At 49.6% G+C, this 16,852-nt stretch carries 6 tRNA genes and 8 rRNA genes; all 14 read left to right on the forward strand.

Annotated features, from left to right (window positions below):
- Positions 1–266 precede the first annotated feature (266 nt).
- The 14 genes from LDN84_RS02555 to LDN84_RS02620 all read left to right on the forward strand — a co-directional run bounded on the left by LDN84_RS02555 (position 267) and on the right by LDN84_RS02620 (position 16,752).
- Positions 267–1,802 (forward strand): 16S ribosomal RNA (locus LDN84_RS02555).
- A gap of 104 nt (positions 1,803–1,906) precedes the next feature.
- Positions 1,907–1,983: transfer RNA gene (locus LDN84_RS02560), tRNA-Ile, on the forward strand.
- Between the two features lie 50 nt (positions 1,984–2,033).
- A tRNA-Ala gene (locus tag LDN84_RS02565) sits at positions 2,034–2,109 on the forward strand.
- A gap of 351 nt (positions 2,110–2,460) precedes the next feature.
- Positions 2,461–5,342, forward strand: a 23S ribosomal RNA gene (locus tag LDN84_RS02570).
- Between the two features lie 165 nt (positions 5,343–5,507).
- Positions 5,508–5,620, forward strand: a 5S ribosomal RNA gene (gene rrf / locus LDN84_RS02575).
- A 346-nt stretch (positions 5,621–5,966) separates the two neighbouring features.
- A 16S ribosomal RNA gene (locus LDN84_RS02580) occupies positions 5,967–7,504 on the forward strand.
- Between the two features lie 103 nt (positions 7,505–7,607).
- A tRNA-Ile gene (locus LDN84_RS02585) sits at positions 7,608–7,684 on the forward strand.
- A gap of 49 nt (positions 7,685–7,733) precedes the next feature.
- Positions 7,734–7,809, forward strand: a tRNA-Ala gene (locus LDN84_RS02590).
- Positions 7,810–8,160: 351 nt separating this feature from the next.
- Positions 8,161–11,041, forward strand: a 23S ribosomal RNA gene (locus LDN84_RS02595).
- 164 nt (positions 11,042–11,205) lie between these two features.
- Positions 11,206–11,318, forward strand: a 5S ribosomal RNA gene (gene rrf, locus LDN84_RS02600).
- A gap of 348 nt (positions 11,319–11,666) precedes the next feature.
- Positions 11,667–13,206: ribosomal RNA gene (locus LDN84_RS02605) — 16S ribosomal RNA — on the forward strand.
- A gap of 103 nt (positions 13,207–13,309) precedes the next feature.
- Positions 13,310–13,386, forward strand: a tRNA-Ile gene (locus tag LDN84_RS02610).
- A 49-nt stretch (positions 13,387–13,435) separates the two neighbouring features.
- Positions 13,436–13,511 (forward strand) — tRNA-Ala (locus LDN84_RS02615).
- A gap of 352 nt (positions 13,512–13,863) precedes the next feature.
- Positions 13,864–16,752 (forward strand): 23S ribosomal RNA (locus tag LDN84_RS02620).
- Together the 16S, 23S and 5S rRNA genes with 6 tRNA genes alongside form the textbook arrangement of a ribosomal RNA operon.
- The last annotated feature ends 100 nt before the right edge of the window (positions 16,753–16,852 follow it).

The following is a 16,852-nucleotide window of genomic DNA, read 5'->3' on the forward strand; positions in this document are numbered from 1 at the left end:
AAGTCGTGCTAGAATACAAGGCTTCGCTGATCACGGCGAAGCAAATAAAGAAGCGAAAGCTGGTTAATTCCGGTAATTGTTTATGAGTTCATTAAAAATATACAGCCGATAAGCGTGGGCGTTTGAAGCGGAAAGCTAAAGTTCTTAGGAACAAGTCTTAATTGACTAACAAACGCTCATGAAGTAAAAAAGATGTGAAATTCAGAAATGAAGTTCACGTTAATTCCAATTTATGAGTTGCTCGAAAGAGCGAAAAAATCAAGATCGAACTATAGAGTTTGATCCTGGCTCAGATTGAACGCTGGCGGCATGCCTTACACATGCAAGTCGAACGGCAGCACGGGAGCAATCCTGGTGGCGAGTGGCGAACGGGTGAGTAATATATCGGAACGTGCCCAGTCGTGGGGGATAACGCAGCGAAAGCTGTGCTAATACCGCATACGATCTAAGGATGAAAGCGGGGGATCGCAAGACCTCGCGCGATTGGAGCGGCTGATATCAGATTAGCTAGTTGGTGGGGTAAAAGCTTACCAAGGCGACGATCTGTAGCTGGTCTGAGAGGACGACCAGCCACACTGGAACTGAGACACGGTCCAGACTCCTACGGGAGGCAGCAGTGGGGAATTTTGGACAATGGGCGCAAGCCTGATCCAGCAATGCCGCGTGCAGGATGAAGGCCTTCGGGTTGTAAACTGCTTTTGTACGGAGCGAAACGGCTCTTTCTAATAAAGAGAGCTAATGACGGTACCGTAAGAATAAGCACCGGCTAACTACGTGCCAGCAGCCGCGGTAATACGTAGGGTGCGAGCGTTAATCGGAATTACTGGGCGTAAAGCGTGCGCAGGCGGTTATATAAGACAGATGTGAAATCCCCGGGCTCAACCTGGGCACTGCATTTGTGACTGTATAGCTAGAGTACGGTAGAGGGGGATGGAATTCCGCGTGTAGCAGTGAAATGCGTAGATATGCGGAGGAACACCGATGGCGAAGGCAATCCCCTGGACCTGTACTGACGCTCATGCACGAAAGCGTGGGGAGCAAACAGGATTAGATACCCTGGTAGTCCACGCCCTAAACGATGTCAACTGGTTGTTGGGTCTTTGCTGACTCAGTAACGAAGCTAACGCGTGAAGTTGACCGCCTGGGGAGTACGGCCGCAAGGTTGAAACTCAAAGGAATTGACGGGGACCCGCACAAGCGGTGGATGATGTGGTTTAATTCGATGCAACGCGAAAAAACCTTACCCACCTTTGACATGTACGGAATCCTTTAGAGATAGAGGAGTGCTCGAAAGAGAGCCGTAACACAGGTGCTGCATGGCTGTCGTCAGCTCGTGTCGTGAGATGTTGGGTTAAGTCCCGCAACGAGCGCAACCCTTGTCATTAGTTGCTACATTTAGTTGGGCACTCTAATGAGACTGCCGGTGACAAGCCGGAGGAAGGTGGGGATGACGTCAAGTCCTCATGGCCCTTATAGGTGGGGCTACACACGTCATACAATGGCTGGTACAAAGGGTTGCCAACCCGCGAGGGGGAGCTAATCCCATAAAGCCAGTCGTAGTCCGGATCGTAGTCTGCAACTCGACTACGTGAAGTCGGAATCGCTAGTAATCGTGGATCAGAATGTCACGGTGAATACGTTCCCGGGTCTTGTACACACCGCCCGTCACACCATGGGAGCGGGTTCTGCCAGAAGTAGTTAGCCTAACCGCAAGGAGGGCGATTACCACGGCAGGGTTCGTGACTGGGGTGAAGTCGTAACAAGGTAGCCGTATCGGAAGGTGCGGCTGGATCACCTCCTTTCTGGAAACAAATAGTTTTTTTAATTCGAACGCTCACACTTATCGGTTGTTGGAAGGTTGTCGCTGACGACTATGGTGAAAGCCTTGGTCTCAAGTGACCGACTTGGGTCTGTAGCTCAGTTGGTTAGAGCACCGTCTTGATAAGGCGGGGGTCGTTGGTTCGAGACCAACCAGACCCACCATTGTCGTCCAACGTCCTTCTGGCTTGAATTTGGAATTCCTTGGGGAATTGGGGGGTGTAGCTCAGCTGGGAGAGCGGCTGCTTTGCAAGCAGTAGGTAGCGGGTTCGAGTCCTGTCACCTCCACCAACTTATTTATCTTATCGTTTGAGTTTTTATTCAACACCAAAGTAGCTTGCGTTCTTAAGATCGATAGGCTGCTTTGTTGTTGATCAGGATAACTTGATCAATTGGCTGTTCTTTAACAATTTATAGAGTTTAATCAGCGTTGCTAGCGGAAAATGCACATTCGTAAAGGTTTAGTGCATACCGTGCCGCTAGCAACAAATTTTTGATTGCGTCAAAATGAATATCAGACTTCACGTTTGAAATTCGAGTTATTCAAGTTAAATTGAATACGGCATAACGCGATTGGTGAAAGACCAATCAAACATTCCTTGAAAACAATTTTTATTCTCGAAAGAGATATCAAAGTTATAGGGTCAAGTGAATAAGAGCATGTGGTGGATGCCTTGGCAATGATAGGCGACGAAGGACGTGATAGCCTGCGATAAGCTTCGGGGAGCTGGCAAATTAGCTTTGATCCGGAGATTTCCGAATGGGGAAACCCACCTGCAAAGGTATCGCATGATGAATACATAGTCATGCGAGGCGAACCGGGTGAACTGAAACATCTCAGTAGCTCGAGGAAAAGACATCAACCGAGATTCCGAAAGTAGTGGCGAGCGAAATCGGAGAAGCCTGCAAGTGATAGCACAACTCTTAGCAAAGCAGTCTGGAAAGGCTGACCATAGAAGGTGATAGTCCTGTATGCGAAAAGAGATGTGTGGTACTGAGCTTGCGACAAGTAGGGCGGGACACGTGTAATCCTGTCTGAATATGGGGGGACCATCCTCCAAGGCTAAATACTCATCATTGACCGATAGTGAACTAGTACCGTGAGGGAAAGGCGAAAAGAACCCCCGGGAGGGGAGTGAAATAGATCCTGAAACCGCATGCTTACAAAAAGTAGGAGCCCGCAAGGGTGACTGCGTACCTTTTGTATAATGGGTCAGCGACTTACATTCAGTGGCAAGGTTAACCGAATAGGGAAGCCGTAGAGAAATCGAGTCCGAATAGGGCGAACATAGTCGCTGGGTGTAGACCCGAAACCAAGTGATCTATCCATGGCCAGGATGAAGGTGCCGTAACAGGTACTGGAGGTCCGAACCGACTAGTGTTGCAAAACTAGCGGATGAGCTGTGGATAGGGGTGAAAGGCTAAACAAACTTGGAAATAGCTGGTTCTCTCCGAAAACTATTTAGGTAGTGCCTCAAGTATTACCGTTGGGGGTAGAGCACTGTTTTGGCTAGGGGGTCATGGCGACTTACCAAACCAATGCAAACTCCGAATACCGACGAGTACAGCTTGGGAGACAGAGCACCGGGTGCTAACGTCCGGACTCAAGAGGGAAACAACCCAGACCGCCAGCTAAGGTCCCTAAAATTGGCTAAGTGGGAAACGAAGTGGGAAGGCTAAAACAGTCAGGATGTTGGCTTAGAAGCAGCCATCATTTAAAGAAAGCGTAATAGCTCACTGATCGAGTCGTCCTGCGCGGAAGATGTAACGGGGCTAAGCCAGTTACCGAAGCTGCGGATTTGCAATTTATTGCAAGTGGTAGGAGAGCGTTCTGTAAGCCTGTGAAGGTGCGTTGTAAAGCGTGCTGGAGGTATCAGAAGTGCGAATGCTGACATGAGTAGCGTTAAAGGGGGTGAAAAGCCCCCTCGCCGTAAGCGCAAGGTTTTCTACGCAACGTTCATCGGCGTAGAGTGAGTCGGCCCCTAAGGCGAGGCAGAGATGCGTAGTTGATGGGAAACAGGTCAATATTCCTGTACCGATGTGTAGTGCGATGTGGGGACGGAGAAGGTTAGCTCAGCCAACTGTTGGATATGTTGGTTCAAGCCTGTAGTCGTGCCTGGTAGGTAAATCCGCCGGGCTTAGATGAGGGGTGATAACGAGGCTGCTTGCAGCCGAAGTGAGTGATACCCTGCTTCCAGGAAAAGCCACTAAGCTTCAGCTACACACGACCGTACCGCAAACCGACACTGGTGCGCGAGATGAGTATTCTAAGGCGCTTGAGAGAACTCTGGAGAAGGAACTCGGCAAATTGACACCGTAACTTCGGAAGAAGGTGTGCCTTTAGTAGGTGAAGGGATTTACTCCTGGAGCCCAATGAGGTTGCAAAAAAATCGGTGGCTGCGACTGTTTATTAAAAACACAGCACTCTGCAAACACGAAAGTGGACGTATAGGGTGTGACGCCTGCCCGGTGCTGGAAGATTAAATGATGGGGTGAGAGCTCTTGATTGAAGTCCCAGTAAACGGCGGCCGTAACTATAACGGTCCTAAGGTAGCGAAATTCCTTGTCGGGTAAGTTCCGACCTGCACGAATGGCGTAACGATGGCCACACTGTCTCCTCCAGAGACTCAGCGAAGTTGAAATGTTTGTGATGATGCAATCTCCCCGCGGAAAGACGGAAAGACCCCATGAACCTTTACTGTAGCTTTGTATTGGACTTTGAACAGATCTGTGTAGGATAGGTGGGAGGCTTTGAAGTAGGGTCGCTAGATTCTATGGAGCCAACGTTGAAATACCACCCTGGTGTGTTTGAGGTTCTAACCTAGGTCCATTATCTGGATCGGGGACAGTGCATGGTAGGCAGTTTGACTGGGGCGGTCTCCTCCCAAAGCGTAACGGAGGAGTTCGAAGGTACGCTAGTTACGGTCGGACATCGTGACGATAGTGCAATGGCATAAGCGTGCTTAACTGCGAGACTGACAAGTCGAGCAGATGCGAAAGCAGGACATAGTGATCCGGTGGTTCTGTATGGAAGGGCCATCGCTCAACGGATAAAAGGTACTCTGGGGATAACAGGCTGATACCGCCCAAGAGTTCATATCGACGGCGGTGTTTGGCACCTCGATGTCGGCTCATCTCATCCTGGGGCTGTAGCCGGTCCCAAGGGTATGGCTGTTCGCCATTTAAAGAGGTACGTGAGCTGGGTTTAAAACGTCGTGAGACAGTTTGGTCCCTATCTTCCGTGGGCGCTGCAGATTTGAGGAAGCCTGCTCCTAGTACGAGAGGACCGGAGTGGACACACCTCTGGTGTATCGGTTGTCACGCCAGTGGCATTGCCGAGTAGCTATGTGTGGAAGAGATAACCGCTGAAAGCATCTAAGCGGGAAACTCGTTTCAAGATGAGATCTGCCGGGGCCTTGAGCCCCCTGAAGAGTCGTTCAAGACCAGGACGTTGATAGGTCGGGTGTGTAAGCGTAGTAATGCGTTGAGCTAACCGATACTAATTGCTCGTGCGGCTTGACCCTATAACTTTGATTCACTTAAAGTGTCTCAAGGAAGTTATGCCAAGTTGACGCATTCAAAAAATCCTTTGCATAAGCAATTGTGCAGAGGTTCGTTAAATCGATGAAGCTGATTAGCTCTATAAATTGGTTGCTCAGACCTTGTGTCTGAGTAACAAAAAGTTTTTGCCTGACGACCATAGCGAAGTGGTACCACTCCTTCCCATCCCGAACAGGACAGTGAAACGCTTCTGCGCCAATGATAGTGCGGATTCCCGTGTGAAAGTAGGTCATCGTCAGGCTCCCTATGCCGAAACGCCCAGTGTAAAAACTGGGCGTTTTCCTTAGAAAGTCTTCAAACTTTTTAAGGAAAACGATAGAAAAGTCGTGCTAGAATACAAGGCTTCGCTGATCACGGCGAAGCAAATAAAGAAGCGAAAGCTGGTTAATTCCGGTAATTGTTTATGAGTTCATTAAAAATATACAGCCGATAAGCGTGGGCGTTTGAAGCGGAAAGCTAAAGTTCTTAGGAACAAGTCTTAATTGACTAACAAACGCTCATGAAGTAAAAAAGATGTGAAATTCAGAAATGAAGTTCACGTTAATTCCAATTTATGAGTTGCTCGAAAGAGCGAAAAAATCAAGATCGAACTATAGAGTTTGATCCTGGCTCAGATTGAACGCTGGCGGCATGCCTTACACATGCAAGTCGAACGGCAGCACGGGAGCAATCCTGGTGGCGAGTGGCGAACGGGTGAGTAATATATCGGAACGTGCCCAGTCGTGGGGGGATAACGCAGCGAAAGCTGTGCTAATACCGCATACGATCTAAGGATGAAAGCGGGGGGATCGCAAGACCTCGCGCGATTGGAGCGGCTGATATCAGATTAGCTAGTTGGTGGGGTAAAAGCTTACCAAGGCGACGATCTGTAGCTGGTCTGAGAGGACGACCAGCCACACTGGAACTGAGACACGGTCCAGACTCCTACGGGAGGCAGCAGTGGGGGAATTTTGGACAATGGGCGCAAGCCTGATCCAGCAATGCCGCGTGCAGGATGAAGGCCTTCGGGTTGTAAACTGCTTTTGTACGGAGCGAAACGGCTCTTTCTAATAAAGAGAGCTAATGACGGTACCGTAAGAATAAGCACCGGCTAACTACGTGCCAGCAGCCGCGGTAATACGTAGGGTGCGAGCGTTAATCGGAATTACTGGGCGTAAAGCGTGCGCAGGCGGTTATATAAGACAGATGTGAAATCCCCGGGCTCAACCTGGGCACTGCATTTGTGACTGTATAGCTAGAGTACGGTAGAGGGGGATGGAATTCCGCGTGTAGCAGTGAAATGCGTAGATATGCGGAGGAACACCGATGGCGAAGGCAATCCCCTGGACCTGTACTGACGCTCATGCACGAAAGCGTGGGGAGCAAACAGGATTAGATACCCTGGTAGTCCACGCCCTAAACGATGTCAACTGGTTGTTGGGTCTTTGCTGACTCAGTAACGAAGCTAACGCGTGAAGTTGACCGCCTGGGGAGTACGGCCGCAAGGTTGAAACTCAAAGGAATTGACGGGGACCCGCACAAGCGGTGGATGATGTGGTTTAATTCGATGCAACGCGAAAAACCTTACCCACCTTTGACATGTACGGAATCCTTTAGAGATAGAGGAGTGCTCGAAAGAGAGCCGTAACACAGGTGCTGCATGGCTGTCGTCAGCTCGTGTCGTGAGATGTTGGGTTAAGTCCCGCAACGAGCGCAACCCTTGTCATTAGTTGCTACATTTAGTTGGGCACTCTAATGAGACTGCCGGTGACAAGCCGGAGGAAGGTGGGGATGACGTCAAGTCCTCATGGCCCTTATAGGTGGGGCTACACACGTCATACAATGGCTGGTACAAAGGGTTGCCAACCCGCGAGGGGGAGCTAATCCCATAAAGCCAGTCGTAGTCCGGATCGTAGTCTGCAACTCGACTACGTGAAGTCGGAATCGCTAGTAATCGTGGATCAGAATGTCACGGTGAATACGTTCCCGGGTCTTGTACACACCGCCCGTCACACCATGGGAGCGGGTTCTGCCAGAAGTAGTTAGCCTAACCGCAAGGAGGGCGATTACCACGGCAGGGTTCGTGACTGGGGTGAAGTCGTAACAAGGTAGCCGTATCGGAAGGTGCGGCTGGATCACCTCCTTTCTGGAAACAAATAGTTTTTTAATTCGAACGCTCACACTTATCGGTTGTTGGAAGGTTGTCGCTGACGACTATGGTGAAAGCCTTGGTCTCAAGTGACCGACTTGGGTCTGTAGCTCAGTTGGTTAGAGCACCGTCTTGATAAGGCGGGGGTCGTTGGTTCGAGACCAACCAGACCCACCATTGTCGTCCAACGTCCTTCTGGCTTGAATTTGGAATTCCTTGGGGAATTGGGGGTGTAGCTCAGCTGGGAGAGCGGCTGCTTTGCAAGCAGTAGGTAGCGGGTTCGAGTCCTGTCACCTCCACCAACTTATTTATCTTATCGTTTGAGTTTTTATTCAACACCAAAGTAGCTTGCGTTCTTAAGATCGATAGGCTGCTTTGTTGTTGATCAGGATAACTTGATCAATTGGCTGTTCTTTAACAATTTATAGAGTTTAATCAGCGTTGCTAGCGGAAAATGCACATTCGTAAAGGTTTAGTGCATACCGTGCCGCTAGCAACAAATTTTTGATTGCGTCAAAATGAATATCAGACTTCACGTTTGAAATTCGAGTTATTCAAGTTAAATTGAATACGGCATAACGCGATTGGTGAAAGACCAATCAAACATTCCTTGAAAACAATTTTTATTCTCGAAAGAGATATCAAAGTTATAGGGTCAAGTGAATAAGAGCATGTGGTGGATGCCTTGGCAATGATAGGCGACGAAGGACGTGATAGCCTGCGATAAGCTTCGGGGAGCTGGCAAATTAGCTTTGATCCGGAGATTTCCGAATGGGGAAACCCACCTGCAAAGGTATCGCATGATGAATACATAGTCATGCGAGGCGAACCGGGTGAACTGAAACATCTCAGTAGCTCGAGGAAAAGACATCAACCGAGATTCCGAAAGTAGTGGCGAGCGAAATCGGAGAAGCCTGCAAGTGATAGCACAACTCTTAGCAAAGCAGTCTGGAAAGGCTGACCATAGAAGGTGATAGTCCTGTATGCGAAAAGAGATGTGTGGTACTGAGCTTGCGACAAGTAGGGCGGGACACGTGTAATCCTGTCTGAATATGGGGGGACCATCCTCCAAGGCTAAATACTCATCATTGACCGATAGTGAACTAGTACCGTGAGGGAAAGGCGAAAAGAACCCCGGGAGGGGAGTGAAATAGATCCTGAAACCGCATGCTTACAAAAAGTAGGAGCCCGCAAGGGTGACTGCGTACCTTTTGTATAATGGGTCAGCGACTTACATTCAGTGGCAAGGTTAACCGAATAGGGAAGCCGTAGAGAAATCGAGTCCGAATAGGGCGAACATAGTCGCTGGGTGTAGACCCGAAACCAAGTGATCTATCCATGGCCAGGATGAAGGTGCCGTAACAGGTACTGGAGGTCCGAACCGACTAGTGTTGCAAAACTAGCGGATGAGCTGTGGATAGGGGTGAAAGGCTAAACAAACTTGGAAATAGCTGGTTCTCTCCGAAAACTATTTAGGTAGTGCCTCAAGTATTACCGTTGGGGGTAGAGCACTGTTTTGGCTAGGGGGTCATGGCGACTTACCAAACCAATGCAAACTCCGAATACCGACGAGTACAGCTTGGGAGACAGAGCACCGGGTGCTAACGTCCGGACTCAAGAGGGAAACAACCCAGACCGCCAGCTAAGGTCCCTAAAATTGGCTAAGTGGGAAACGAAGTGGGAAGGCTAAAACAGTCAGGATGTTGGCTTAGAAGCAGCCATCATTTAAAGAAAGCGTAATAGCTCACTGATCGAGTCGTCCTGCGCGGAAGATGTAACGGGGCTAAGCCAGTTACCGAAGCTGCGGATTTGCAATTTATTGCAAGTGGTAGGAGAGCGTTCTGTAAGCCTGTGAAGGTGCGTTGTAAAGCGTGCTGGAGGTATCAGAAGTGCGAATGCTGACATGAGTAGCGTTAAAGGGGGTGAAAAGCCCCCCTCGCCGTAAGCGCAAGGTTTTCTACGCAACGTTCATCGGCGTAGAGTGAGTCGGCCCCTAAGGCGAGGCAGAGATGCGTAGTTGATGGGAAACAGGTCAATATTCCTGTACCGATGTGTAGTGCGATGTGGGGACGGAGAAGGTTAGCTCAGCCAACTGTTGGATATGTTGGTTCAAGCCTGTAGTCGTGCCTGGTAGGTAAATCCGCCGGGCTTAGATGAGGGGTGATAACGAGGCTGCTTGCAGCCGAAGTGAGTGATACCCTGCTTCCAGGAAAAGCCACTAAGCTTCAGCTACACACGACCGTACCGCAAACCGACACTGGTGCGCGAGATGAGTATTCTAAGGCGCTTGAGAGAACTCTGGAGAAGGAACTCGGCAAATTGACACCGTAACTTCGGAAGAAGGTGTGCCTTTAGTAGGTGAAGGGATTTACTCCTGGAGCCCAATGAGGTTGCAAAAAATCGGTGGCTGCGACTGTTTATTAAAAACACAGCACTCTGCAAACACGAAAGTGGACGTATAGGGTGTGACGCCTGCCCGGTGCTGGAAGATTAAATGATGGGGTGAGAGCTCTTGATTGAAGTCCCAGTAAACGGCGGCCGTAACTATAACGGTCCTAAGGTAGCGAAATTCCTTGTCGGGTAAGTTCCGACCTGCACGAATGGCGTAACGATGGCCACACTGTCTCCTCCAGAGACTCAGCGAAGTTGAAATGTTTGTGATGATGCAATCTCCCCGCGGAAAGACGGAAAGACCCCATGAACCTTTACTGTAGCTTTGTATTGGACTTTGAACAGATCTGTGTAGGATAGGTGGGAGGCTTTGAAGTAGGGTCGCTAGATTCTATGGAGCCAACGTTGAAATACCACCCTGGTGTGTTTGAGGTTCTAACCTAGGTCCATTATCTGGATCGGGGACAGTGCATGGTAGGCAGTTTGACTGGGGCGGTCTCCTCCCAAAGCGTAACGGAGGAGTTCGAAGGTACGCTAGTTACGGTCGGACATCGTGACGATAGTGCAATGGCATAAGCGTGCTTAACTGCGAGACTGACAAGTCGAGCAGATGCGAAAGCAGGACATAGTGATCCGGTGGTTCTGTATGGAAGGGCCATCGCTCAACGGATAAAAGGTACTCTGGGGATAACAGGCTGATACCGCCCAAGAGTTCATATCGACGGCGGTGTTTGGCACCTCGATGTCGGCTCATCTCATCCTGGGGCTGTAGCCGGTCCCAAGGGTATGGCTGTTCGCCATTTAAAGAGGTACGTGAGCTGGGTTTAAAACGTCGTGAGACAGTTTGGTCCCTATCTTCCGTGGGCGCTGCAGATTTGAGGAAGCCTGCTCCTAGTACGAGAGGACCGGAGTGGACACACCTCTGGTGTATCGGTTGTCACGCCAGTGGCATTGCCGAGTAGCTATGTGTGGAAGAGATAACCGCTGAAAGCATCTAAGCGGGAAACTCGTTTCAAGATGAGATCTGCCGGGGCCTTGAGCCCCCTGAAGAGTCGTTCAAGACCAGGACGTTGATAGGTCGGGTGTGTAAGCGTAGTAATGCGTTGAGCTAACCGATACTAATTGCTCGTGCGGCTTGACCCTATAACTTTGATTCACTTAAAGTGTCTCAAGGAAGTTATGCCAAGTTGACGCATTCAAAAATCCTTTGCATAAGCAATTGTGCAGAGGTTCGTTAAATCGATGAAGCTGATTAGCTCTATAAATTGGTTGCTCAGACCTTGTGTCTGAGTAACAAAAAGTTTTTGCCTGACGACCATAGCGAAGTGGTACCACTCCTTCCCATCCCGAACAGGACAGTGAAACGCTTCTGCGCCAATGATAGTGCGGATTCCCGTGTGAAAGTAGGTCATCGTCAGGCTCCCTATGCCGAAACGCCCAGTGTAAAAACTGGGCGTTTTCCTTAGAAAGTCTTCAAACTTTTTAAGGAAAACGATAGAAAAGTCGTGCTAGAATACAAGGCTTCGCTGATCACGGCGAAGCAAATAAAGAAGCGAAAGCTGGTTAATTCCGGTAATTGTTTATGAGTTCATTAAAAATATACAGCCGATAAGCGTGGGCGTTTGAAGCGGAAAGCTAAAGTTCTTAGGAACAAGTCTTAATTGACTAACAAACGCTCATGAAGTAAAAAAAGATGTGAAATTCAGAAATGAAGTTCACGTTAATTCCAATTTATGAGTTGCTCGAAAGAGCGAAAAAAATCAAGATCGAACTATAGAGTTTGATCCTGGCTCAGATTGAACGCTGGCGGCATGCCTTACACATGCAAGTCGAACGGCAGCACGGGAGCAATCCTGGTGGCGAGTGGCGAACGGGTGAGTAATATATCGGAACGTGCCCAGTCGTGGGGGGATAACGCAGCGAAAGCTGTGCTAATACCGCATACGATCTAAGGATGAAAGCGGGGGGATCGCAAGACCTCGCGCGATTGGAGCGGCTGATATCAGATTAGCTAGTTGGTGGGGTAAAAGCTTACCAAGGCGACGATCTGTAGCTGGTCTGAGAGGACGACCAGCCACACTGGAACTGAGACACGGTCCAGACTCCTACGGGAGGCAGCAGTGGGGGAATTTTGGACAATGGGCGCAAGCCTGATCCAGCAATGCCGCGTGCAGGATGAAGGCCTTCGGGTTGTAAACTGCTTTTGTACGGAGCGAAACGGCTCTTTCTAATAAAGAGAGCTAATGACGGTACCGTAAGAATAAGCACCGGCTAACTACGTGCCAGCAGCCGCGGTAATACGTAGGGTGCGAGCGTTAATCGGAATTACTGGGCGTAAAGCGTGCGCAGGCGGTTATATAAGACAGATGTGAAATCCCCGGGCTCAACCTGGGCACTGCATTTGTGACTGTATAGCTAGAGTACGGTAGAGGGGGGATGGAATTCCGCGTGTAGCAGTGAAATGCGTAGATATGCGGAGGAACACCGATGGCGAAGGCAATCCCCTGGACCTGTACTGACGCTCATGCACGAAAGCGTGGGGAGCAAACAGGATTAGATACCCTGGTAGTCCACGCCCTAAACGATGTCAACTGGTTGTTGGGTCTTTGCTGACTCAGTAACGAAGCTAACGCGTGAAGTTGACCGCCTGGGGAGTACGGCCGCAAGGTTGAAACTCAAAGGAATTGACGGGGACCCGCACAAGCGGTGGATGATGTGGTTTAATTCGATGCAACGCGAAAAACCTTACCCACCTTTGACATGTACGGAATCCTTTAGAGATAGAGGAGTGCTCGAAAGAGAGCCGTAACACAGGTGCTGCATGGCTGTCGTCAGCTCGTGTCGTGAGATGTTGGGTTAAGTCCCGCAACGAGCGCAACCCTTGTCATTAGTTGCTACATTTAGTTGGGCACTCTAATGAGACTGCCGGTGACAAGCCGGAGGAAGGTGGGGATGACGTCAAGTCCTCATGGCCCTTATAGGTGGGGCTACACACGTCATACAATGGCTGGTACAAAGGGTTGCCAACCCGCGAGGGGGGAGCTAATCCCATAAAGCCAGTCGTAGTCCGGATCGTAGTCTGCAACTCGACTACGTGAAGTCGGAATCGCTAGTAATCGTGGATCAGAATGTCACGGTGAATACGTTCCCGGGTCTTGTACACACCGCCCGTCACACCATGGGAGCGGGTTCTGCCAGAAGTAGTTAGCCTAACCGCAAGGAGGGCGATTACCACGGCAGGGTTCGTGACTGGGGTGAAGTCGTAACAAGGTAGCCGTATCGGAAGGTGCGGCTGGATCACCTCCTTTCTGGAAACAAATAGTTTTTTAATTCGAACGCTCACACTTATCGGTTGTTGGAAGGTTGTCGCTGACGACTATGGTGAAAGCCTTGGTCTCAAGTGACCGACTTGGGTCTGTAGCTCAGTTGGTTAGAGCACCGTCTTGATAAGGCGGGGGTCGTTGGTTCGAGACCAACCAGACCCACCATTGTCGTCCAACGTCCTTCTGGCTTGAATTTGGAATTCCTTGGGGAATTGGGGGTGTAGCTCAGCTGGGAGAGCGGCTGCTTTGCAAGCAGTAGGTAGCGGGTTCGAGTCCTGTCACCTCCACCAACTTATTTATCTTATCGTTTGAGTTTTTATTCAACACCAAAGTAGCTTGCGTTCTTAAGATCGATAGGCTGCTTTGTTGTTGATCAGGATAACTTGATCAATTGGCTGTTCTTTAACAATTTATAGAGTTTAATCAGCGTTGCTAGCGGAAAATGCACATTCGTAAAGGTTTAGTGCATACCGTGCCGCTAGCAACAAATTTTTGATTGCGTCAAAATGAATATCAGACTTCACGTTTGAAATTCGAGTTATTCAAGTTAAATTGAATACGGCATAACGCGATTGGTGAAAGACCAATCAAACATTCCTTGAAAACAATTTTTTATTCTCGAAAGAGATATCAAAGTTATAGGGTCAAGTGAATAAGAGCATGTGGTGGATGCCTTGGCAATGATAGGCGACGAAGGACGTGATAGCCTGCGATAAGCTTCGGGGAGCTGGCAAATTAGCTTTGATCCGGAGATTTCCGAATGGGGAAACCCACCTGCAAAGGTATCGCATGATGAATACATAGTCATGCGAGGCGAACCGGGTGAACTGAAACATCTCAGTAGCTCGAGGAAAAGACATCAACCGAGATTCCGAAAGTAGTGGCGAGCGAAATCGGAGAAGCCTGCAAGTGATAGCACAACTCTTAGCAAAGCAGTCTGGAAAGGCTGACCATAGAAGGTGATAGTCCTGTATGCGAAAAGAGATGTGTGGTACTGAGCTTGCGACAAGTAGGGCGGGACACGTGTAATCCTGTCTGAATATGGGGGGGGACCATCCTCCAAGGCTAAATACTCATCATTGACCGATAGTGAACTAGTACCGTGAGGGAAAGGCGAAAAGAACCCCGGGAGGGGGAGTGAAATAGATCCTGAAACCGCATGCTTACAAAAAAGTAGGAGCCCGCAAGGGTGACTGCGTACCTTTTGTATAATGGGTCAGCGACTTACATTCAGTGGCAAGGTTAACCGAATAGGGAAGCCGTAGAGAAATCGAGTCCGAATAGGGCGAACATAGTCGCTGGGTGTAGACCCGAAACCAAGTGATCTATCCATGGCCAGGATGAAGGTGCCGTAACAGGTACTGGAGGTCCGAACCGACTAGTGTTGCAAAACTAGCGGATGAGCTGTGGATAGGGGTGAAAGGCTAAACAAACTTGGAAATAGCTGGTTCTCTCCGAAAACTATTTAGGTAGTGCCTCAAGTATTACCGTTGGGGGGTAGAGCACTGTTTTGGCTAGGGGGGTCATGGCGACTTACCAAACCAATGCAAACTCCGAATACCGACGAGTACAGCTTGGGAGACAGAGCACCGGGTGCTAACGTCCGGACTCAAGAGGGAAACAACCCAGACCGCCAGCTAAGGTCCCTAAAATTGGCTAAGTGGGAAACGAAGTGGGAAGGCTAAAACAGTCAGGATGTTGGCTTAGAAGCAGCCATCATTTAAAGAAAGCGTAATAGCTCACTGATCGAGTCGTCCTGCGCGGAAGATGTAACGGGGCTAAGCCAGTTACCGAAGCTGCGGATTTGCAATTTATTGCAAGTGGTAGGAGAGCGTTCTGTAAGCCTGTGAAGGTGCGTTGTAAAGCGTGCTGGAGGTATCAGAAGTGCGAATGCTGACATGAGTAGCGTTAAAGGGGGTGAAAAGCCCCCCCTCGCCGTAAGCGCAAGGTTTTCTACGCAACGTTCATCGGCGTAGAGTGAGTCGGCCCCTAAGGCGAGGCAGAGATGCGTAGTTGATGGGAAACAGGTCAATATTCCTGTACCGATGTGTAGTGCGATGTGGGGACGGAGAAGGTTAGCTCAGCCAACTGTTGGATATGTTGGTTCAAGCCTGTAGTCGTGCCTGGTAGGTAAATCCGCCGGGCTTAGATGAGGGGTGATAACGAGGCTGCTTGCAGCCGAAGTGAGTGATACCCTGCTTCCAGGAAAAGCCACTAAGCTTCAGCTACACACGACCGTACCGCAAACCGACACTGGTGCGCGAGATGAGTATTCTAAGGCGCTTGAGAGAACTCTGGAGAAGGAACTCGGCAAATTGACACCGTAACTTCGGAAGAAGGTGTGCCTTTAGTAGGTGAAGGGATTTACTCCTGGAGCCCAATGAGGTTGCAAAAAAATCGGTGGCTGCGACTGTTTATTAAAAACACAGCACTCTGCAAACACGAAAGTGGACGTATAGGGTGTGACGCCTGCCCGGTGCTGGAAGATTAAATGATGGGGTGAGAGCTCTTGATTGAAGTCCCAGTAAACGGCGGCCGTAACTATAACGGTCCTAAGGTAGCGAAATTCCTTGTCGGGTAAGTTCCGACCTGCACGAATGGCGTAACGATGGCCACACTGTCTCCTCCAGAGACTCAGCGAAGTTGAAATGTTTGTGATGATGCAATCTCCCCGCGGAAAGACGGAAAGACCCCATGAACCTTTACTGTAGCTTTGTATTGGACTTTGAACAGATCTGTGTAGGATAGGTGGGAGGCTTTGAAGTAGGGTCGCTAGATTCTATGGAGCCAACGTTGAAATACCACCCTGGTGTGTTTGAGGTTCTAACCTAGGTCCATTATCTGGATCGGGGACAGTGCATGGTAGGCAGTTTGACTGGGGCGGTCTCCTCCCAAAGCGTAACGGAGGAGTTCGAAGGTACGCTAGTTACGGTCGGACATCGTGACGATAGTGCAATGGCATAAGCGTGCTTAACTGCGAGACTGACAAGTCGAGCAGATGCGAAAGCAGGACATAGTGATCCGGTGGTTCTGTATGGAAGGGCCATCGCTCAACGGATAAAAGGTACTCTGGGGATAACAGGCTGATACCGCCCAAGAGTTCATATCGACGGCGGTGTTTGGCACCTCGATGTCGGCTCATCTCATCCTGGGGCTGTAGCCGGTCCCAAGGGTATGGCTGTTCGCCATTTAAAGAGGTACGTGAGCTGGGTTTAAAACGTCGTGAGACAGTTTGGTCCCTATCTTCCGTGGGCGCTGCAGATTTGAGGAAGCCTGCTCCTAGTACGAGAGGACCGGAGTGGACACACCTCTGGTGTATCGGTTGTCACGCCAGTGGCATTGCCGAGTAGCTATGTGTGGAAGAGATAACCGCTGAAAGCATCTAAGCGGGAAACTCGTTTCAAGATGAGATCTGCCGGGGCCTTGAGCCCCCTGAAGAGTCGTTCAAGACCAGGACGTTGATAGGTCGGGTGTGTAAGCGTAGTAATGCGTTGAGCTAACCGATACTAATTGCTCGTGCGGCTTGACCCTATAACTTTGATTCACTTAAAGTGTCTCAAGGAAGTTATGCCAAGTTGACGCATTCAAAAATCCTTTGCATAAGCAATTGTGCAGAGGTTCGTTAAATCGA

The sequence above is a fragment of the Rhodoferax lithotrophicus genome (assembly GCF_019973615.1).
Lineage (GTDB): Bacteria > Pseudomonadota > Gammaproteobacteria > Burkholderiales > Burkholderiaceae_C > Rhodoferax > Rhodoferax lithotrophicus.